General features: G+C 72.4%; 18 protein-coding genes and 2 pseudogenes. 9 read left to right on the forward strand and 11 right to left on the reverse strand.

Features of this window, described 5'->3' with window-relative positions:
• Positions 1-517: 517 nt before the first annotated feature.
• The 8 genes from AC07AB_RS28705 to AC07AB_RS28740 all read left to right on the forward strand — a co-directional run bounded on the left by AC07AB_RS28705 (position 518) and on the right by AC07AB_RS28740 (position 7,089).
• Positions 518-1,351 carry an SGNH/GDSL hydrolase family protein gene (locus AC07AB_RS28705; RefSeq protein ID WP_478572602.1) on the forward strand — a complete coding sequence of 278 codons (834 nt, stop codon included), beginning with the start codon at positions 518-520 and terminating at the stop codon, positions 1,349-1,351.
• Between the two features lie 9 nt (positions 1,352-1,360).
• A complete protein-coding gene (locus AC07AB_RS28710) occupies positions 1,361-2,602 on the forward strand; it encodes an acyltransferase family protein (protein WP_478572605.1) in 1,242 nt (413 codons plus the stop codon).
• A gap of 216 nt (positions 2,603-2,818) precedes the next feature.
• Positions 2,819-3,517 carry a response regulator gene (locus AC07AB_RS28715; RefSeq protein ID WP_478572608.1) on the forward strand — a complete coding sequence of 233 codons (699 nt, stop codon included), beginning with the start codon at positions 2,819-2,821 and terminating at the stop codon, positions 3,515-3,517.
• Positions 3,514-5,040 carry a sensor histidine kinase gene (locus AC07AB_RS28720; RefSeq protein ID WP_478572611.1) on the forward strand — a complete coding sequence of 509 codons (1,527 nt, stop codon included), beginning with the start codon at positions 3,514-3,516 and terminating at the stop codon, positions 5,038-5,040. Before AC07AB_RS28715 ends, AC07AB_RS28720 begins: the two co-directional genes overlap by 4 nt.
• A complete protein-coding gene (locus AC07AB_RS28725) occupies positions 5,037-5,570 on the forward strand; it encodes a hypothetical protein (protein ID WP_478572614.1) in 534 nt (177 codons plus the stop codon). Before AC07AB_RS28720 ends, AC07AB_RS28725 begins: the two co-directional genes overlap by 4 nt.
• Before the next feature lie 119 nt (positions 5,571-5,689).
• Positions 5,690-6,163, forward strand: a complete 474-nt coding sequence (locus AC07AB_RS28730; protein ID WP_478572617.1) for a hypothetical protein — start codon at positions 5,690-5,692, stop codon at positions 6,161-6,163.
• Positions 6,164-6,412: 249 nt separating this feature from the next.
• Positions 6,413-6,607 (forward strand): DUF397 domain-containing protein, encoded by a 195-nt coding sequence (locus AC07AB_RS28735; protein ID WP_478572620.1) that lies wholly within the window; start codon positions 6,413-6,415, stop codon positions 6,605-6,607.
• Between the two features lie 149 nt (positions 6,608-6,756).
• The gene (locus AC07AB_RS28740; protein WP_478572623.1) at positions 6,757-7,089 is read left to right on the forward strand and encodes a hypothetical protein; all 333 of its coding nucleotides are present in this window, start codon (positions 6,757-6,759) and stop codon (positions 7,087-7,089) included.
• A 168-nt stretch (positions 7,090-7,257) separates the two neighbouring features.
• Here the strand turns inward: AC07AB_RS28740 and AC07AB_RS28745 are convergent, their stop codons facing one another.
• From AC07AB_RS28745 to AC07AB_RS28755, 3 genes are all read right to left on the reverse strand, one after another.
• Positions 7,258-7,470 carry a hypothetical protein gene (locus AC07AB_RS28745; protein WP_478572626.1) on the reverse strand — a complete coding sequence of 71 codons (213 nt, stop codon included), beginning with the start codon at positions 7,468-7,470 and terminating at the stop codon, positions 7,258-7,260.
• 225 nt (positions 7,471-7,695) lie between these two features.
• Complete coding sequence (locus AC07AB_RS28750) at positions 7,696-8,853, reverse strand: nucleotidyltransferase domain-containing protein (RefSeq protein WP_478572629.1); 1,158 nt, start codon at positions 8,851-8,853, stop codon at positions 7,696-7,698.
• 1 nt (position 8,854) lies between these two features.
• Entirely contained in the window at positions 8,855-10,444 is a 1,590-nt protein-coding gene (locus AC07AB_RS28755; protein ID WP_478572631.1) for an acyl-CoA mutase large subunit family protein, read from the reverse strand.
• A 193-nt stretch (positions 10,445-10,637) separates the two neighbouring features.
• Here AC07AB_RS28755 and AC07AB_RS28760 point away from each other — a divergent pair, with 193 nt between their 5' ends.
• Positions 10,638-11,591 carry a L,D-transpeptidase family protein gene (locus tag AC07AB_RS28760; protein ID WP_478572634.1) on the forward strand — a complete coding sequence of 318 codons (954 nt, stop codon included), beginning with the start codon at positions 10,638-10,640 and terminating at the stop codon, positions 11,589-11,591.
• A 383-nt stretch (positions 11,592-11,974) separates the two neighbouring features.
• Here AC07AB_RS28760 and AC07AB_RS28765 read toward each other — a convergent pair whose 3' ends face one another.
• The 8 genes and pseudogenes from AC07AB_RS28765 to AC07AB_RS28800 form a co-directional block, all read right to left on the reverse strand.
• Positions 11,975-12,724 carry a sulfite exporter TauE/SafE family protein gene (locus tag AC07AB_RS28765; protein WP_478572636.1) on the reverse strand — a complete coding sequence of 250 codons (750 nt, stop codon included), beginning with the start codon at positions 12,722-12,724 and terminating at the stop codon, positions 11,975-11,977.
• Between the two features lie 160 nt (positions 12,725-12,884).
• Positions 12,885-13,055 (reverse strand): annotated as a pseudogene (locus AC07AB_RS28770) (rhodanese-like domain-containing protein); the annotation flags it as partial.
• A gap of 73 nt (positions 13,056-13,128) precedes the next feature.
• A pseudogene (locus tag AC07AB_RS28775) lies at positions 13,129-13,329 on the reverse strand (antibiotic biosynthesis monooxygenase family protein); the annotation flags it as partial.
• A 316-nt stretch (positions 13,330-13,645) separates the two neighbouring features.
• On the reverse strand, positions 13,646-15,163 hold the full coding sequence (locus AC07AB_RS28780) for a hypothetical protein (protein WP_478572639.1): 1,518 nt from the start codon (positions 15,161-15,163) through the stop codon (positions 13,646-13,648).
• The gene (locus AC07AB_RS28785; protein WP_478572642.1) at positions 15,163-15,813 is read right to left on the reverse strand and encodes an RNA polymerase sigma factor; all 651 of its coding nucleotides are present in this window, start codon (positions 15,811-15,813) and stop codon (positions 15,163-15,165) included. The genes AC07AB_RS28780 and AC07AB_RS28785 overlap by 1 nt, the downstream gene beginning before the upstream one ends.
• A 34-nt stretch (positions 15,814-15,847) precedes the next feature.
• Positions 15,848-17,059: a DUF4328 domain-containing protein gene (locus tag AC07AB_RS28790; RefSeq protein WP_478572786.1), complete on the reverse strand. Its 1,212-nt coding sequence runs from the start codon at positions 17,057-17,059 to the stop codon at positions 15,848-15,850.
• A 312-nt stretch (positions 17,060-17,371) separates the two neighbouring features.
• Positions 17,372-17,917 carry a hypothetical protein gene (locus AC07AB_RS28795; protein WP_478572644.1) on the reverse strand — a complete coding sequence of 182 codons (546 nt, stop codon included), beginning with the start codon at positions 17,915-17,917 and terminating at the stop codon, positions 17,372-17,374.
• A gap of 261 nt (positions 17,918-18,178) precedes the next feature.
• Positions 18,179-20,323 carry a glycosyltransferase gene (locus tag AC07AB_RS28800; RefSeq protein ID WP_478572647.1) on the reverse strand — a complete coding sequence of 715 codons (2,145 nt, stop codon included), beginning with the start codon at positions 20,321-20,323 and terminating at the stop codon, positions 18,179-18,181.
• Positions 20,324-20,432 lie beyond the last annotated feature (109 nt).

Raw genomic sequence — 20,432 nt, forward strand, 5'->3', positions numbered from 1 at the left:
CGCACGGTCCCTTCCGCTCGGTTGCGCAGCGTGTTTGACCAAGGGGCACAGCCCGGCAGCCCGTCACCCCGCCGCCAGCACGAACCACACCCCCTCGCCCCGCATACCCCCAGCCCAGCGGAGCGCCCTGGCATACGCCCCACTTGTCCGCCAGCGCGCCCACCAAGTGCAGACCCCTGCCGTGTTCGTCGAAATCGGGAGACGGGTGGGAGACCGGTTCGGTGGGGTTGTCGTCGTAGACCGTTACGCGGGGACCGAGGGCAGTCCGATCGCCAGCCAGAGGAGGGAGCCCGCGCCCCTGGCCTGGAGGCGTGGAGGTAGGTGTTGGTCACCAGTTCCGATGTGAACAGGGCCGCCGCGTCCACGGCGGCGGTCAGGTCCAGGGCGTGCAGGACCGGCGACGAAGTCACGGCCGGGGCGTCGTACCGAGTCGAGATCCATGAGGGTTTCTTTCCCGGAATATGAGCGGACGATGACGGGCGGCGATCCGGTGTCATCCGGCTGATTTTCTCAGCGCATGAGCGACACGAACAGCATGAACAGCAATGAGAAGCACCGCCCCCCGTACCGCCCCGTTCTGACCGCAGTGGCTGCCGTAGCCGTGCTCGGGCTGGCGCTGGTGGGCTGCGGGCAGCAGGAGTCGGGCTCCGGGGCCGAGGGGAAGGGGAAGCAGAAGGCGTCCGCCGGCAGCGGGGCGAAGGTTCTGTGGGTGGGTGACTCCATCGCCGGGGCCGAGGCTCCGGCGATCGGCGCGGCGCTGGAGGCGAGCGGCGTGAAGTTCAAGGACGCCTCGTCCGAGGGCGGCGGCACGGTCGTGGACAGCGGCGAGAAGATCACGCAGATGATCTCCGGCGACACGTGGAAGCAACTGGCCGAGAACATCAAGACGTTCAAGCCGACCGTGATCGCCTATCAGGTCACCACGTACGACTGGGGAAGCGCGGACCAGCAGCGCGCCGCGTACGACAAGCTCGTGCGCACGGCGAAGAACGCCGGGGCGAAGGTGGTGTTCGTGCCGTCACCGCCCATCAAGGTCGACGATTTCTACAAGCAGCACGAGGCGCAGATGCGTACCGCGCCGAAGACGGCCGAGGAGGTCGCCGGGAAGAGCGGGGGCGCTGCGGCGTACCTGGACGCCTCGCAGCTGTGGGGCACGGACAGGTCGGCCAAGAAGGCGCAGCGTGGGCCGGACGGGATTCACAACTGTCAGCAGGGGGCGGCTGTCTTCGCCAAGTGGTTCGGCGAGGAGCTCGGCAAGCGCGAGGGGTTCAAGCCCGCGCCCGTGGACAAGTGGGCCAAGAGCGGGTGGACCGGTTCCGACCGGTACGGCAAGCTCAAGTGCGAGAGCTGAGGGGCCGTAGTGGCCTCGTCGGCGGCAGCTCTTGTCCCTGCCGTTCCCGGGCGGCACCGGCTACCCGATAGCCGGGGAACCGCCCGTAACCATGTCTCCGCGCTCGACGGGCTGCGCGGCTTCGCCGTGGCGGCCGTACTGCTCTTCCACGCCGGCCTGCTGAGCGGCGGGTTCCTCGGAGTCGACCTGTTCTTCGTGCTGTCCGGGTTCCTGATCACCGGCCTGCTGCTCGGCGAAACGGCGAAGAAGGGCCGGATCGCCTTGGGCGCCTTCTGGTGGCGCCGGGCCCGGCGGCTGCTGCCTGCCCTGGTCTGTGTGGTGGTCGTCGTCCTGCCGGCCACTTGGGCGTGGGGCGGCCCCACCTTGCTGCGGTTCGCGCTGGACGACGTGCCCTGGGTCGGGGCCCAGGCGGTCAACTGGCACTACATCGGTGAGCAGATCGGCTACTGGGAGGGTTCCGGCACCCGGGTCTTCGCCCACCTGTGGAGCATCGGTGTGGAGTGGCAGTTCTATCTGGTCTGGCCGCTGGTCGTGGCGGTGGCCGCCCGGGGGCGGTACCGCCAGCGGATCGTGGCGGTACTCGCCGGGGCGGGCGCCCTGGTCTCGCTCTTCCTGACCGTCTGGCTCGGGACGGCCGTGGACACCACCCGCGCCTACGAGGGCACCGACACCCGCGCGGCCGCCCTGCTGCTCGGGGCGCTGGCCGCCACGGCTCCGCTGCGGTCCCTGGCACGCCGGGTACCGCGTCGCGCGGCCGACCTGGTGTGCCTGGGGATCGCGTGCGCCCTCGCCGTGGCCTGGACGGTGACCGGGGGCGAGGGCTCGCCGCTGCTCTTCAAGGGCGGGCTGTTCCTACACTCGCTCGCCGCGGCCGTACTCATCGCGCTCCTGACGCACGTACCGGATACGTACGCGGCGCGCGTCGCCGGCAGTCGGCTCCCGCGGGGCCTCGGCGCGCTCTCGTACAGTCTCTACCTGTGGCATTGGCCGGTCTTCCTGCTGTTGTCGCCCCGGCTCACCGGGCTCGGCGACTGGGGTGCGGCAGCCATCGCCATCGCGGTGTCACTGGTGGCGGCGGCGCTGACGAAGGCGGGCGTAGAGGACCCGGTGCGGTTCCGGGCGGGCTGGGCGCGCGGCCGACGCGGAGCGGCCGCCGTGGCCGTGGCGGCGCTGGCGACGGCCGTGTTGTGGGCGACGGTGCCCGAGCCGGTGACGGGAGCGGGCACGGTCGACATGGAGCAGTTGCGGTGAGCACGCCGTTGAGTCGGCGGCCGTACGCTCCCTGCGGTGTCGAGCCTTCCTACGTCGTGGAGTCAGACTGTGTCGTGGGGCGACAGCCGTACGTCCACTGCGTCGTGGGAGGCGACGGCTGTATGCCCCTGCGCGTGGAGTCGACGACCGTACACACCCTGCGTCACGATATGAACCGATATGACATCTGTGCTCGCTGCCCGGGAGGTACCGTCCATGTCCCGCGTCCTGCTGATCGAGGACGACTCGGCCGTACGCCGCGGCATCGTGTTCGGCCTGAACCGCATGGGCCACGAGACGGAGGCGGTCGGCACCGGTGAGGACGGTCTGGAGGCGCTGGAGGCCATCAGACCCGACCTCGTGCTGCTGGACCTGATGCTGCCGGGAATGAGCGGCCTGGAGGTGTGCCGCCGCATCCGCGAGACCAGCCAGGTACCCCTGGTCATCCTGTCCGCCCGCGGCGACGACATCGACATCGTCGTCGGCCTTGAGGGGGGCGCCGACGACTACGTCGTCAAGCCGGCGAGCGCCGCGGTCATCGAGGCGCGGATGCGCGCGGTCCTGCGGCGCGTCGCCCCCGCCCAGGACGCCGCCGGCCCGGCCACCGGCCTGACCCGGATCGGCGATCTGGAGATCGACCGCGACGCGCTCATCGTCCGCAAGAGGGGCGCGGACCTCGTCCTCGCCCCCTCGGAGCTGAAGCTGCTGCTCTTCCTCAGCGCCGCCCCCGAGCGCACCTTCAACCGCCAGCAGCTCCTTGAGGACATTTGGGAGCACAGCTACTACGGGGACGCCCGCCTGGTCGACGCCTGCGTCATGCGGCTGCGCTCCAAGATCGAGGACGACCCGCGGCGGCCACTGTACGTACAGACCGTGCGCGGCTTCGGCTACCGCTTCGGCCCGCTGCCCGCATGAAGCTCACACCACCCCGCGGCCTGCACCCGCTCCGTGGCCTGCACCCGCTCCGTGGCCTGCACCCGCTCCGTGGTCTGCGCCCACCCCGCGGTCTGCGCCCGCGCCTGATCATCGCGTTCCTCCTGGTCGCCGCGGTCAGCGCGCTGATCACGGCCGCGCTCACCTACCGCCAGGCCCGCCAGTCGATCCTGGACCGCACCCAGCACAGCGCCGTCGGCGACCTGCGCCTCCAGACCAATTCCCTCGCCCCGAACCTCCCGGCCGACCCGACCGACGACGACCTGCGCGTCTTCGCCCGCCAGCTCGACCGCGCCTCGGGCTCCCGTGACTGGCACACCGCCGTCTCCCGCGACGGCGGACCGCTCATCGGCACCACGGCCGACATCAGCGGCGCCCTGCGCACCGCGACCACCAGAAAAGGCGACACCGCCTTCTACGAGCGCGTCGACCACGGCGCCCGGCCCCGCCTGATCATCGGCATGCCCGTCGACTACACCCGGCACAGCCGACAGAACGAGGGGAAACCCTCGGGCCTCGTCGTCTACGCGGACCTCTCCCTGGACCGCGAACGCGCCGACATCTCCGCCCTGATCACCGCCGCCTGGGCAGGCGCGATCCCGGCACTGGCGTTCGCCGTCTTCCCCGCCCTGTTCGCCGCCCGCCGCGTACTGCGTCCCGTACGACGGCTGCGGGCCGCGGCCGAGAGGATCACCGAAGGCGCTCTCGACACCCGCCTCGACACCGCGGGCAAGGACGAACTCGCCGCCCTCACCGGCACCTTCAACACCATGGCCACCGTGCTGGAACGGAACGACACCAAGCTGCGGCGCATGGAATCCAACTCCCGCCGGTTCGCCGCCGACGTCACACACGAACTGCGCACCCCGCTCGCCGCGATGGCCGCCGTCACCGACGCCCTCGACGAGGACGCCCACTCGGGCAAGCTGCCGGCGGACACCGCCGACGCGGTCCTCCTCATCAGCGACGAGACCCGCAAGCTGACCACGATGGTCGAAGACCTCATGGAGATGTCCCGTTTCGACTCCGGTGCCGCGCTCCTCCGCCCGGACGACGTCGACCTGCGCACCCTGATCCACAAGACGCTCCAGCTGCGGGGCTGGCACGAACCGCACCAGGTCGTCACCGACCTCCCCAGCGGCAGTACGCACATCCGCGTCGACGCACGCCGCATCGACGTGGTGCTCGCCAACCTCATCGGCAACGCCCTGCGCCACGGCGCGGCCCCCGTCACCGTCCGGGCGACCGCCACGCCCCACTCCGTCGTCATCGACATCGCCGACAGCGGCCCCGGCATCCCCGAGGAGGTCCTGACCCATGTCTTCGACCGCTTCTACAAGGCGGACACGGCGCGCACCCGGTCCGAAGGCAGCGGCCTGGGCCTGTCCATCGCGCGAGAGAACGTACGCCTGCACCACGGAACCCTCACCGCCGCCAACCTCCCGGACGGCGGCGCGGTGTTCACCGTGACGCTTCCGCAGCCGCCGCCGAAGGAGCCGTCGTGAAACGCTCACTCGCGTGCCTGGCCGCCTTGCTGGCGCTCGGCGTGACCGGCTGCGGGGCCGGCTCCACCGGCCCGGTCCAGGCAGGCGCCCCGGCTTCCGGACTGCGCGAACCGGGGTCCGGGGCCGGCTACGCACAGCTCTACTTCGTCAGCCCCCTCGGCCTCCAGTCGGTAGCCCGCGAGGTCACCGCCCCCGCGCCCCCGCAACAGTCGCTCGACCTGCTCCTCAAAGGCCCCGACGCCGCCGAACGCGCCCGCGGCCTGACCACGGAAGTCCCCCCGTTCAACGGACGCGTGACCGCACAACCGGCCAATGGCGCCGTGGACGTACGCCTCCCCGTCCCCGTGTCCCAGATGAACGGCGGCGGCCTCGGCCTCAGCCAGATCGTCTGCACCGCGGCCAACGCCCGCCTCCCCGGCGGAAAGCAGCCGCCGGACGTGACCGTACGAGTCCACGAGCCCGGCTACGGGCAGCCATGGACCGTACGCTGCGACGCGGCCGGCAACGTCGTTCCGCTGCCCGGCCGCTGAAGACGGCCGTCTCGACAAAAGCGACACTTCCGCCGTCATCACCCTCTTGAACTTTCGGATCGCCCCAGGACGTTCGTCGACGCAACGGCCGTGCCACTCCCTCCTCTAACCTCTATGTGGTGACCATGGAACCCATGAGGCTGAAGTTCAGAAAGTGGAACATTTCGTACTACCCCGCAACGGTATTGATTGGCACGCATGAGAAGATCGTCAATTACAACGCGGCCGACGATGAAGTGCTCGCGGCACATCCCCGCATGCGGCGGTTCTTGGTGCGCGTGATGCCGCACTGGCCTTTGACTTGCTTTTATCTGCATTGGAGCAATGGAGCCGACCTGGCTCGGATGGATGAGCGGGTAGCAGCAGGCATCGCCACTCGTGAAGACTTCTCGGACGCCGTAGCGGGCGAAGCGCTCGCAATGACCTGTATGGAGTGCAGAGTCGGCATGCGCGTGGTGACCGCCTCGCCGGATCTCCCGCTCTTCACGCTGGAGGAAATGAAGGCGAAGCGGCCGATCTACCGACCACACTGCCCCAGCTGCGGGAAGGCGTGGACGGCGCGCGTTCTCGAATTCATTCCACCCAATCCTTGACGGCAGCCCGACAGCCGGCCGCCGCAGCGGCTTTCCGGGCCATGAACAAGCCGGCGGCGATCATCATTACTCTTCGCCTGCGGCAGCGTTCCGCAGCTCGATACGGTTCACCTGGACGCCTCGCACGGCAGTACGTTCCTGGATGCCGAGCCACAGCTCAAGCGCTACCTGGCCCACCTCGGCGCTGGACCCTGGCAAGTCCCGAGAACTCATCCACCGCATCGCACAGGACATGTGAAAGGCGTAGTCGTGCCCTCATCGATCACCTGGCAGAAGTCCTCGTTCTCCGGCGGAGGCGAGGAAGAGAACTGCGTCGAGGTCGGCATATCGGCCGGCCGCGTCCACCTCCGCGAGAGCGACGAACCCAGCATCGCCATCACCACCACCCCACTGGCCCTGAAATCGCTCCTGCACCTCATCCGGGAGGGCAAAGCGGCGAGTTGACGCTCATCGCCACGTCGCGGGAGGCCGGACCGTTCACCTGACGGCAGCTCGGCGGCGGAGGCAACGTTCTCGCGGCAGGAGAAACCCCACTGGGGCCGGCGCAGCGGCGCGGAGTGGGGCTGCGCGGCTGCGCGGCCCGGCATCGGACCGTGTCCGCCCCCGCGAAATCGCCCCCCGCCGTCACCATCACACCCCTGCCCCTGAATGCGCTACTCCGCATCAACCAGCAGCCACAGGACGCGAGTTGCTGTCAGCCCCTGGGCATTCGCAGCGGAAGAACCGTCGCGCGCATCGCGCTCACCCTCGCCGACGCCCGCCGGAATCCGCAGCTCGGCCAGGTTCTGGCCCTCTTCCGTACGGACACCGGCGGCAAGCCCGCGCCGCCGCCCACTCGGAGGGCGCCACCCCTGCACGGCCCGTCGCTCGGCCCGTCGCTCGGCCCGCCGCACTGCTCGGCGCTCGCGTCGGCGCGCCGCTCGTGACGCTCCGGGCGCGGATCCACACCGCGTACGGGACGCGTACAAAACACATACGGGACGCGTACGGAAGCGGTGTCAGCCGTCGTGTCGACGGCGTGGCCCACGCGTACCCCGCCTCCGGTGAGCCGCCCCGCCGCGCCCCCGGTGCGGCACCAGCCCGTAGCCGGGCGGCTAGAACAGCGGCTGCTGGCCGGGGGTCGGCGGTGCCTCGGGGTCGAAGAGTTTGGGGGCCGCCGCCATGAGGGGGGCCATCCGGCGGGAGCCGGGGCAGGAGATCAGCTCGAAGCTCGTACGGCGGCCCGGCGGGTCGTGGCGGGCGTAGCGGCCGCCGACTACGGCGATCTCGCGGGTGCAGATGGGGCAGGTGCGGCGGGGTGACGACATGACACCAGTTTGACTCAGACTGATCGGTCCTCCGGTCCGGATCGGCCGGGATCGACCCGGATCAGACGAGATCGGCCCGGGCAGTCCAGCCCAGCCCGCATCGGCCCAGGTCGCCCGGATGAGTCCACTTCGACCCAGAGTCCGCTTCGGCCCGGATCAGACGTGGTCGGCCCGGATCAGTCCAGATCAGACCACATCGGCCCGGCCCCCAGCCCAACCCCGCCCCTACACATCCAGCTCAATCGCCGCCAGCTCGCGGACCCGGCCCGCGAAGGCCCGTACACCCGGGCCCCCACCCCCCGTGCCTTCCTCCTTCGCTCCCTCCACCGCTTCCTCCGCCGCGTCCGCCAGCCCCCGGATGTCCTCCCTCCAGCGGCCCGTGGCCCGGCGCTCGGAGCCGATGCGCTCGAAGCCCCGGTCCAGGAGGCCGCGGGCCGCGTCGGGCCGGTCCCGTTTGACGGCCTTGACGGCGGCGACCGCGTTGGCCAGCGCGCTCGCGGGCAACGGCCATCCACCGCCCGCTGTCAAAGGCCCGGCCGGGGTACCGGACTCCGTCCGTATCTCCAGGTCCAGGCGCCAGAACAGCGGCAGGTCGCGGAAGGTGAAGAACAGCAGGCGGCGGTCGGCGCGCAAGCGGAAGTCGGGGTCGCTGCGCGTCGGCAGGAGGAGCGGATGGACGGCGTTCAGGAAGGACGCCACCGAGTCGACGCACGCCGCGAAGTCCGTGTCCGGCACGGTCCACACGAGGTCGAAGTCGCTGAAACGATCCGCCGTGTCGGTGGCCAGCGAGCCGCGCAGAGCGGCCGTACGGGCCTGGGGGCAGCAGGCCGCCAGGGCGTCGACGATCTCGCGCAGGGCCTCGGCGAAGGCGAAGCCGCAGCGGTCCCCGATCGCCTCGTAGACGATCTCGACGGGGACGTTCGGCAGCCCGGGTACGGGGATCTCGGCCGCGTCCAGGACGTAGCCGGGCTGCCCGCCGCCCACGGCCAGCGGGCCGTGCAGCCGCGCCCGGCCGTACGCGCCGTCAGGGGCCGCGACCCAGTAGGCGCTCGGGCGGAACAGCTCCGCCTCGTACAGCACGGGCCGGCCGAGCCGGGCGGCGATGCCCAGGCCCAGGGTCCGGCCCGCGGGCGGATCGGGGGCGCCCTCCCGGACGCGGATCTCCAGGTGCCAGGAGACGTCGCCGGTCACGGACCGGTACACGCATATGACGGGGCAGGCCGCGGGCGTGTGGCCCTCCGCCGCCACGCAGGTCTCCGCGGCCGACACGCCGAAGCCCTCCGCGAGGGCGTCCGTCAGCCGCGCCAGGTCCAGCCCGCCGACGACGAAGAGGCCGTAGCCATGGCTGAAGCCCAGCCCGCCGCCTATGCCCCCGCCCCTCACGTCAGAACGCGTCGGTCGGCACGTACGTCCCCCACACCTCGCGCAGCGCGTCGCAGACCTCGCCGACCGTCGCCTTCGCCCGCAGGGCGTCCTTCATCGGGTAGAGGACATTGGCCGAACCCGCCTCGCTCTCGGCGGCCTTCCGCAGTGCGTCCAGCGCCGCGTCCACCGCCGCCTGGTCCCGTCCGGCACGCAGCGCGGCCAGCCGGGCAGCCTGCTGGGCCTCGATGGCGGGGTCGACGCGCAGCGGCTCGTACGGCTCCTCGTCGTCGGTCCGGAAGCGGTTGACGCCGACGACGACGCGCTCGGCGCTGTCCGTCTCCTGAGCGATGCGGTACGCGCTGCGCTCGATCTCGTCCTTCTGGAAGCCGTTCTCGATCGCGGCGACCGCGCCGCCCATGTCCTCGACCCTGGCCATGAGGTCGAGGGCGGCCCCCTCGACCTCGTCGGTCATCGTCTCAACGACGTACGAGCCCGCGAAGGGGTCGACGGTCGCGGTCACGTCCGTCTCGTAGGCCAGCACCTGCTGCGTGCGCAGGGCGAGCCGCGCCGACTTGTCGGTCGGCAGGGCGATGGCCTCGTCGAAGGAGTTGGTGTGCAGCGACTGCGTGCCGCCGAGCACCGCCGCGAGCCCCTGTACGGCCACCCGTACGAGGTTGACCTCGGGCTGCTGCGCGGTGAGCTGCACGCCCGCGGTCTGGGTGTGGAAGCGCAGCATCTGCGACTTGGGGTTCTTCGCGCCGAACTCCTCACGCATGACCCGCGCCCAGATCCGGCGCGCGGCGCGGAACTTGGCGACCTCTTCGAGGATCGTGGTCCGCGAGACGAAGAAGAAGGACAGCCGCGGCGCGAAGTCGTCGACGTCCATGCCCGCCGCCACGGCCGTACGGACGTACTCGATGCCGTCCGCGAGCGTGAAGGCGATCTCCTGCGCGGGCGAGGCCCCGGCCTCCGCCATGTGGTAGCCGGAGATCGAGATCGTGTTCCACTTCGGGATCTCGGCCTTGCAGTACTTGAAGATGTCCGCGATCAGCCGCAGCGAGGGCTTGGGCGGGAAGATGTACGTGCCGCGGGCGATGTACTCCTTGAGCACGTCGTTCTGGATGGTGCCGGTCAGCTGGTCCGCCCGTACGCCCTGTTCCTCGCCGACGAGTTGGTAGAGGAGCAGCAGGAGCGCGCCGGGCGCGTTGATCGTCATCGAGGTGGAGACCTTGTCCAGCGGGATGCCGTCGAACAGGATCCGCATGTCCTCGATGGAGTCGATGGCGACGCCGACCTTGCCGACCTCGCCGCTCGCCAGCGGGGCGTCGGAGTCGTGGCCCATCTGGGTCGGCAGGTCGAAGGCGACGGACAGGCCCGTGGTGCCGTGGGCGATCAGCTGCTTGTAGCGGGCGTTGGACTCGGTGGCCGTGCTGAACCCGGCGTACTGGCGCATGGTCCACGGCCGCCCCGTGTACATCGTCGGGTACACGCCGCGCGTGAAGGGGTACGAACCCGGCTCGCCGAGTATGTCGGCCGCGTCCCAGCCGGCGAGTGCGTCCGGGCCGTAGACCGGCTCGATGGGCAGGCCGGACTCTGTCTCACGCGCCATGGGTTCCATGCCTCCCGCTGAGTCGCCGAAAAGTGGATGCCGGGCCTCGCCACGGACTGTAGCGGCGGCCGTGCGAAGAGTGGAGCCGCCCGGCCCGGAACCTTCTCAGAGCCTGCCCGTCGACCGGGGCGGTGCCACCTTTGGCGGCGGGCGAGGTTCGGTTTCGGGCGGCCCGGGGCATCATCCACCGGTGATGCAGCAGACAACTGTCGTACGCAGAGTGCTCGTCGCGGCAGGAGTGGCGGCGGGAACGGTGGCGCTGACCGCCGGGTGCAAAGTGCAGACGGCCCCCGTCTCCGGCGCCTCGGGCCCGGTCGGCGCCAGCCATGCCCGTACGGACCCGGGACCGGTCGGCGCCAGCCATGCCCGTACGGACCCGGGACCGGACTCCAAGGCCGTGACCGGCGAGCGGCCGTGGCCGTCCTGGCCCGGCTCACCCGGACGCCCCGCCTCCCACACACACCACAACAAGCCCGATCGACCCCACTCGCCGCATACGACCCGTCCGGTGGCGCCCAAGATCGTCCTCGCGCCGGGCGCGCGCGGCGAGCGCGTGCGCGAGTTGCAGGCGCGGCTGCGCCGGCTCGCCCTCTTCGACCGCAACCCGACGGGCTACTACGGGCCGGCGACCAAGGGCTACGTGGCCGCCTTCCAGCGCGGGCACGGGCTGAACGGCACCGGCACGACCGACCGCGCCACCTGGCGCGCCCTGCGCTCCGCGACGGGCCGGCCGTCGGCCATGGAGCTGCGCCCGCCGACCGCCAAGCCGCTCGCCACACCCGACCGGCGGTGCCGGACCGGGCGGGTGCTGTGCATCAGCAAGAAGAGCGGCACGCTGGCCTGGATGGTGGACGGCAAGGTCGTCTCGGCCATGGACGTGCGGTTCGGCTCGCAGTACTCGCCGACGCGCGAGGGCACGTTCAAGGTGGACTTCAAGAGCCGCGACCACGTGTCGACGATCTACCACTCGGCGATGCCGTACGCGATGTTCTTCAGCGGCGGCCAGGCCGTGCACTACTCCTCGGACTTCGCGGCCCGCGGCTACGCGGGAGCCTCGCACGGCTGCATCAACGTCCGGGACAAGAAGAAGATCGCGGCGCTCTTCCGAGAGGTCCGCAAGGGCGACCGCGTCGTCGTCTACCGGTAGCCCGCCACGAGTGGGCGTCCGCCCGCAGACGTGCACTGGTGGAGAGCGGCGCGGGTGCGCGCAGGGGCGGGGGAACGTGCCCCGGTGGAGAGCGGCGCGGGCAGGACCGGGGGAACGTGCCCCGCCCGCGCCGAATGCGCACTGGCCGTTGGTACGGGGGGAACCCCGGCCTCATGCGCGGCCGATGACCAGTCGACCTGTTTCCTTCAGCGCCGGCCGTCCGGAAAACGTCACACCCGGCGGTGTCGCCCGCCCGCCGAGGCCGGAACCCGTACCGCCGAAGCGGCCCGATTCTCGTACGGCTACGGCAGACGGCAGACGGCTACAGCAGACGGCAGACGGGCAGGGGCCGGAGAGGCCGCCGTCGCCGGGCCGAGCCGCCATCACGTCACGGCGTCGGCAAGCATGAAGGCGGCCACGGCCAGCAGGACCACCGCGAAAATGCGCTGGAGGCGGGGCCCGGAGACCTTCGCGGCCATCCGCTTGCCGTCCCAGGCGCCCAGGATCGCGGCTCCGATGAACGGGCCGATCACCGCCCAGTCGAGTGAGGCGGCGGCTCCGGCGCGAGTGGCCAGTGAAGCCAGCGAGTTGGTGGTGATGACCAGCAGGCTGGTGCCGACCGCGGCCTCCATCTCGAAGCCCAGGACGGTGACCAGGGCGGGGACGGCGAGGAAGCCGCCGCCCACACCGAGCAGTCCGGTCAGCGCGCCCAGGCCGGCACCGGCCCCGGCCGCCTTGCCCGGCCGTACGTCGCCGCTTCCGAGGGGGGCGGTGGCAGCGGGCCGGAGCATCTTGCCGGCGGCGAGGGCGGCTATGGCGGCGAAGGCGATGGTGAGGGCGGCTTGGGGCAGGTGGGCGGCGGCGGCCCCGGCCGCGGCCGCCGGAAGAATCCCGGCGGCCGCGAACGCCGCTCCGGCCTTCCACCGCACCTGTCCGGCCCGGGCGTGCGCGTACAGGGCGGTCAGGGACGTGGCGGTGACGATGATCAGGCTGGCGGTGGTGGCCGCGGCCGGGGTGAAGCCGAGCAGATAGATCAGCGCGGGCACCGCCAGGACGCTGCCGCCGCCGCCGAGCGCGCCGAGTGCCAGGCCGACGGCGGCGCCTGCGATCAGGGCCAGGACCAGGGCGGTCACGCTATTCGCCCACTGTGTCCGCTGTCGGCGGCCACCGGCAGCCCGGTCCCGGTGGCGCGGGGGTGGGCCCGTTCGGGGCCGAGGCTGCCAGGACCGTGGTGGGAGAGGAACATCGCGTGCCTTCTGTGCGAGTGGAGCGGGGTGTGTGTGACACAGGCTCTCAGGGCCTGATGACGCTCAGCCCCGCGTCGGCGGCGGCCTCGAAGCCGTCATCGATGGCGACGACCTTCCGGCCGGTCGCGTCCAGGAACGAAGCGGCGATCGCCGCGCGCATCCCGCCGGCGCAGTGCACCCACACCGTGCCGTCCGGCACCTGGCCGATCCGGCCGTGCGGCCTCGTAGTTCGAGGCGTGGGCGACGGCTATCCGCTGTCCCAGCATCGGGCAGACATTCATCGCCGCTTCCCAGTGGTCGGTGGACTCCCATTCCGCCACGTTGACGAGAGAGAATTCGCTCCCCGGGACGATCGTGCGGAACATGTACGTCCGAATGGCGCCGGACTGAGTGGCCATCACTTCCGCGGCACCCTGCCAGGCGTCGAGATACGAGCTTTCCTTCTCCTCGTCGATCTCGATCGGGATGATCACGACATGGCGATCTTCCATCTGCCGCCTCCTCTGTCCTGTGGAGCAATTGTTCTGTGGAGCAATTGACTTCTGACGTGCCGCTCGGGCCGGAGGGGCTCCCGGTGAATGAGGGAGAACGGAGGGAGAACGGCCGATTCCGGGAGGCGCCGGCTTTGTTGTGGTGCGAGCCGGCGCTTTCTGGATGCAGACTGCGCGCACGTGTCCAGGAGTGGCGAATAGCCTTGTGGAAATGGCAACAAGGCCGGCGTGGACCGATACGGCGGCGGCCCGGGTACCGGACGCGCTCGCTCGTTCATTCCAACGAGGGCCCTGCCCGGGGAAATGAGGGCCAGGGCTATTGAACGGCGCTGTACGTCCGTGCGCCGAAGCCAGATGACAACAGGGCCGAAGCGGTTACCGGCGGGGTGGTCCGAGGCGGGGCGGTCATAGGTGGGGCGGGCGTGTGGGTGGGAGGGACGGGGCGGGTGGTGGGGCTGGGGCCGGAGTTTCCGCCGCCCATGCCCCCGCCTGGGCCCGAGCCGTCGCCACCGCGCCCTCCCCCGCCGTCGTTCCCGCCCCCGGCGCCGTCACCCGCGTGGCCGTGGCCACCACCGCCACCGTGACCGCCACCGCCATGACCATGGCCGTGCCCACCACCGCCACCGCCACCGCCACCGCCATGACCGTGCCCGTGGCCGCCGCCCGCCTCGTCATCGCTCCCGGAGCCCGACGATCCCCCGGAACCCCCGGAACCGGCACCCCCAGAACTCCCGGAGCCACCGGCGCCCCCGGAATCCAGCACGCGCTCGCAGTACTTGCGCGCCGCGGCCGGGCCGCCCACTGCGCGTTCCAGCCGGCGCAGCTTCTTGTCCTCGACCTCACCACTCGGACCGCGCTTCGCGGACAGATACCCGCGGCACGCCTCTTCGGCCCAGACCCTGCCGGACTTGCCGGACTTACCGTCCTTGCTGTCCTCGCCGTCTTCGCCGTCCTTGCCGCCGCCGCGCTCCCCCTTGCCGCGGTGCTCGCCGTCGTCCTTGCCACCGTGGGACGGGTCGGCTCCGTCCTCGCCCCGGCGCTCGTCCCCGCGCTCGTCCCCCGCCGCCCCGGCGCTCGGCGACGCGGACGGGCCCGGAGTGCCGGTGCCGGACGAGCCCGACGGGTACCCCGAGGGCCCCTCCGTGCTCAGTTCGAGGTCGGGTTCGGACGACCGTGCGCCGCCGGTGTCATCGGCCGCCGAGACGCTGGTCGCGGGCGACGGTTCGCCGCCGCTGAACGGCGCCGGCAGCATGCCCGTACCGGCCGCGACCGCCACACCGCCCAGCGCACAGCCCGCGAGGGCCAGGGCGAACGCCGCCTTCAGGCGCCGCCGTACGAAGGAGGGCCGGCCGGCCAGGGCGCCCAGCCATACGGTCCGCACCGGCGCGGCCCGCTCGGCGCTCGCCGCGCGGAACGCGGCGAGCGCCCGTTCCTCCCCGGGAAGCCCGCCGTCCGGCCCGGCGGCCGTCAGCTCGGCGGAGACGGCGGCGAGGGCCTCGGTGAACCGATCGGCGGCGGCCTGCCCACTCCCGTGGCCCGCGCTGCCCGCGCGGCTCCCGCCGCCCACGCCCTTCGCGCCCCGCGCGTCTTCGGCGTCACCCGCCACATCGGCGGCTTCACCCGCCACGTCCACCGCGTCCGCCGCGTCCACCGCGTCCACCGCGTCCACCGCGTCCACCGCGTCCACCGCGTCCACCGCGTCCACCGCGTCCACCGCGTCCGCACCGGCCGGATCATCCACACCGGCCGGATCGTCGGCATGGACCGGCTCGCCGCGCAGCAACCGCTCCACGGCGTCGTCGTCCAGCCAGCCGTACCGGTGGTCGTCCGCCATCACATGTCCTTCTGCGTTCCGGAGCGCAATTGCGTCACACTTGCGGAAGCGCCCACACCGGTCGGCGGCGTGCGCGCCGCCCGCCGCCCCGTGGCCGGGTCCGGTCCCGTCACCAGCTCCGCCAGCCGCCGCAGACCGCGGTGCGCGGCGGTACGTACCGCGCCGGGCCGCTTGCCGAGCACCCCGGCGGCGCTCTTCGCGTCGAGGCCGACCACCACGCGCAGTACGACGGCCTCCGCCTGGTCCTGCGGCAGCTGGGCTATGAGCGCGAACGCGCGTCCGGTGCCGAGGGATTCCAGCGCCTCCCCGGCGGTGTCGGCGTCGGCGGCCCGGCCCTCCAGCTCGCTCTCGTCGCCGCTGATGGCCGGGCGCCGCCCGCGCAGCCGGATATGGTCGAGGGCGCGGTTGCGGGCGATACGGGCCGCCCAGCCGCGGAACCGGTCGGCGTCGCCGCGGAACCGGCCGAGGTCGCGGGCGATCTGGAGCCACGCCTCGGAGGCGACGTCCTCCGCGTCGGGTTCGCCGACCAGCGTCCGCAGATAGCCGAGCAACCGGGGCTGCACGGAGCGGTAGACGGTCCTGAAGGCGGTCTCGTCCCCGCCCTGGGCCGCGTACACGGCGGCGGTCAGCTCAGCGTCGTCCCCCGGCACGCCCACATCCTGCCCCACTCCGGTCGGCCCGCGATCAGTAGCCCGCCGGGCCGGAGCCGTACGGAGGCTGCTGGCCCTGCTGCCCGTACGGGCCCGCCTGCGGCGGCGGGCCCTGCGGCGGGCCGGGGTAGCCGTAGCCGCCGCCCGGGGCCGGGTAGCCGTAGCCGCCGCCCTGAGCCGGGTACCCCGGGTTGCCGTACGGCATGCCCGGTGCGCCCGGCATCGCGCCCGGGTACATCGCGCCGCCCTGCGGCCCGAGCCCGGCCCGCTGTTCCTGCATCACCGTGAGGCGGCGGACGAGGAGGATCGCGAGGATCGCGGCGGCGAGCAGCACGAGGTAGGCGACGATGCTCGCGGCGATCGCGTTCTGGAAGGCGTCGACCCGGCCGCGTACGTTGAAGACGGCGACGTCGGCGTCGACCATTCGCCCGCGCGCGACGATGTACTGCATGGTGGTGGCCGAGTTGAGCACGGCCCCCACGATCCACAGCACCCACCAGGCGTTGAGCAGCCCGCGCGGCGCGTACGGCCCGGCCGGGGAGCTGGTCCGCCAGATGTCGTTGGCGATCTGCTTGGGGAACCAGAAGCTCACCACCGGCGTGAACCAGGCGCCCGCGGCCCAGCCGCTGCCGTACCGGTGCTGACCGGGCGCGATCACCTCGGCGTTGAGCCGTAGCCGCCGGAACCAGACCGCCCACACGACAGCGGTCGCCACCTGTGTCAGCGAGCCGAGCAGCAGCATGACCCGGAAGAAGTCGTCCGCGCCGTCGAGGTCGGACTCGCTCGCCCGGCCCCCGTCGAGGGCGTCCGAGATGACGCCGTACTGCCCGGCCGCGGCGACGACCCGCAGCACCAGCACGACGATGGTCACCGCGAACAGCACCGTCACCGTCGTCGCGAGCCCGCGGCGCAGGTCCACTCCGCCGGCGGGCATCGACGCCGGCGCGTAGGGGGCCGGCGGGTAGGGGCCGGGCGGGTACGGGCCGGGCGGCATGCCCATCGGCCCGCCCTGCTGCGCGGGGTAGGCACCGGGCTGCGCGGGATATCCGCCGGGCTGCAGGTACGGGCCCGGCTGCGGCGGAGGACCGGCCGGCTGCGGCGGGGGGCCCGCCGGCCGCGGCGGCTGCTGGTACGCCCCCTGCTCCCCCTGCGCCCCTTGGTCCCCCTGCTGCTGATGCGCGCCGCACGCGGCGCAGCGGCCGTCCTGCCCCACGGCGACGGCGCGGCAGCTCCCGCACGGATACATTTTCAAGACCCCCAGGGGACGTGACCGCTTCGCCAGTCACGGGCGTGATGAGCGAATATCGCGCCCACCGGCGCGGACCAGCACGTTACGGGCACCCGGCCGGTTCCGTCCAGGGCAGCCCGACCGCCCGGCCGAGCACCCGGCCGACTGCTCTTACGGCCGTGCGGTGTGACGGTTTCGCGGCGCGCGGCGCTGTAGGAAGTACGGGCCGTACGCGCGCCCGTAACCGGACGGCGGCCGGGGCCTCTCCTGTGGGGGGTGGCGGCCCCGGCCGTCCCTCCGCGACCGGCCCCGACGCGGCCGGACGCCCTGTCAGCCCTCGCGCCCGCGCTCCGGGTCGCTCTCCTCCGCCTCGTCCTCGATGCCGAGTTCCGCGAGCAGGTCGTAGAAGAGGTTCTCGACGAACGGCTCGGGCTCCGCCGCCAGCACCCGCTCCAGCGCGCCCGAGTTGGCGGTGTGCCCCGCGGCGGCGGCCCACGCGACGCCCTGGGAGGCGGCGTCGCGCGGGGTGAGGAACAGTTCGCCGATGTCCATCTCGCTCCGCTCCATATAGCGGGCCATCGTCGCGCGGCCCAGACACGCCGACCAGGAGCCGCCGGAGGGGTCCGCCGCCGCCACGACCGCGCACTCGCTGTCCATCACATACGCGGCGAGGGCCGGGGCGCCGGTCTCCTTCGTGAGGCTCCGCACCAGCGAGTCGATGTCACCGAGCTCGGGCTCGGGCGGGTGCTGCCACAGCTGCCAGCCGTCCGCGAAGGTCTCCGTGAGCTCCAGTTGATCGTGGCTCCCCTCGAAGACAGCGCACTCGACGAGCCCCCGTTCGCTCCGGCCGACGACGAAGTAGCCCCAGAAGCCCATCCTGATCTCCTTTGATCACACGGCTCTTGGCCTTACAGCGCACGGCCCCACAGGAACGTCACACCCCGGCGCTCACACCCTCCGCCGTCCGCCCGGCGCCCCCGTGCCCCCTCGCGCCGGCGCCCGCGCCCCCGCGTGATCCGCGCGTGCCGGAGGGCTCGTGGGCGGCCGGCGGCACCCGTCCATCTTGCCGCCTTGCCGCCGCTCCCGCCGAAGTTCGCCGCCGCGGAGCCGGACGCCCCGGCGGCGCCCGGCTCCGGATCAGCCCTCGTCGGCGGCGTCCTTCACCGAGACCGTCAGGTCGTTGGTGACCGTGAAGTACGGGCGCAGCCGCACCTCGCCGCGCGCGCCGGCCGGGAAGGTGTCGACGCCCTTGCGGTCCGCGAGGTCCCCCCGGAGGCGGCCGACGCGGACCAGTTCGGCCCCCTTCGACGGGCGTACCCACAGATCCCACAGGTCGGCTTCGGCGCCGCGCCGCTGGGCCATCGGCCCGTACGGCAGGCACCCGCGGTGGTTGTCGATCGGCGCGCGCACATCCGCGGCGGAGCCGTCGCCGCCGCGCAGCCGGGCGACCAGCTCCGCGCCATCGCCGAGCCGCTTGCCGCCGAGGGCGGGGCCGACGTCGACGGCGACGGTGATGCCGTCCTCGCCGACCACGATCTCGGTGGCCTCGGCGTGCACGGCGCGCTGCCAGGTGCGGACGGCGAGGAAGCCGTCGCTCGTCTCGTACGGGACCCAGTGGCCGACGCCGTCGGCGCTCTCGGTGAGCGGGAGGTTCAACAGGCGCTTCTGCTCGACGAGTTCGGCCTTGAGACGGCGACGGGTCTTCTCGCCGGCGCGCTCCACGTAGCTGTCCCAGCGGCCCTCCTCCATGGTGTGCGCCGCCCGCTCGACGCGGACCTCGACGCGCTCGCCGGGCAGCCGGCGCTTGGGGATCTCGACGCGCACGGACTCCTTGCCCTTGGTGCCGCGGTGGCGCAGCAGGAGGTGGGTGTCGGCGGCGGCGAGCTGCTCGGGGCGGAGCGCGACGGTCAGGGCGCCGTCGCGCTCGACGGCGCACCGGGCGTCGGGGGTCGGGTCGGACGGGCTGTGGGCGGGGCCCGCCTTCTTCTTGGCTCCGGTCTTGGCTCCGGTCTTGGCATCGGTCTTGGCACCTGCCTTGGCTCCGGCCTTGGCACCTGCCTTGCCGCCGAACAGCCCGCGCAGCAGCCCGCTCTTGGGCGGGGCGGCGGTCGTGGAGCCGGGGCGCAGCTCCTCGAAGAGCTGCTCGTAGCGTCCGGCGATGGTGGACGGCTCGTAGCGGTGGGCGGTCCTGCGGGCGGCGGCGCCCAGCGTGCGGCGCAGCTCGGCGTCGCCGGTGAGTTTCAGGAGCGCTTCGGCGTAGGCGTCGACGGCGTCGGAGTCGTCGAGGGGGACGAGGAGGCCGTCGGTGCCGTCGGTGAGGATCTCGCGCGGGCCGTACGGGCAGTCGGTGGCGACGACGGGGAGGCCCGCGTGCATGGCCTCGACGATGGTCATGCCGAAGGACTCGGCGTCGGAGGCGACGGCGGCGATGGAGCCCTTGGCCCACTCGGTCTCGATGGGCGAGCGGGCGCCCATCAGCAGGACCCGCTCGTACAGCCCGAGCCGCTCGATCTGCCCCCGCAGCTTGGCCTTGGCGGGGCCGCGTCCGTAGATCCGCAGGTTCCAGTCGGGGCGTTCGGCGGCGACCTTGGCGAAGGCCGCGATGAGCCGGTCGTAGCGCTTGACGGCGACGAGGCGGCCGGCCGAGACGATGGTGTTCGTGGCGCCCGCGCCGAGGTCGGCGGGTTCGGCGGCGGGGGCGGGCACGGCGTTGGGGATGCACAGGATGCGCGCGTGGGCGTCGGGGAGGGCGTCCCGGTAGTGCCCGGCGTCGGCCTCGGAGACGGTGGCGAACGCGTCGAGGGCGGCGATGGCCGGGTCCATCACCTCGTGCAGCTCGGGTACGTGCGCCTCGTGGGTGAGGTGTTCCTGGCCGAGGCGGAGGTAGCGGTCGCTGCCGTACTCCGCGAGGTAGCCGATGAGCTTGGGGCGGGTGGCGATGACGACGTCGGCGTCGGTGGCGGCGAGGTGCGCGGCGATGCGCTGGTCGGTCAGGGCGGTGGCCGCCATCCGGCCGTTGTCGATCCGCTCGTCCCGGAAGAGGGCGCTGGGCCGCTGGTTGAGCGGGTCGGCGTACTCGTCGGTGTCGGCGCCCTCGCGCAGGTCGACGAGGGGGGTGACGGGGACCCGGGGGTCGATCATCAGCTCGGGGGCGTCGGCGGGGCGGTTGACGCTCGTGATGCGGACGTCGTGCCGGTCAGCGAGTGCTGCGGCGAGGTTGACGGTCGAGCGGATCGTGCCGCCGATTCCGTACGCGTTGTGGATCAGGAATTCGATCTTCATCGGGCCCTCGTTCAGGTGCGCGGGCGCGCGAACGCGCACTCCGCCGTAGCTGGATACGCCAGCGTCGGCAATGGTTGTCCCCCATATTGACAACCATCCCTGTGGCCCA

This window comes from Streptomyces sp. NPDC044033 (assembly GCF_056434425.1).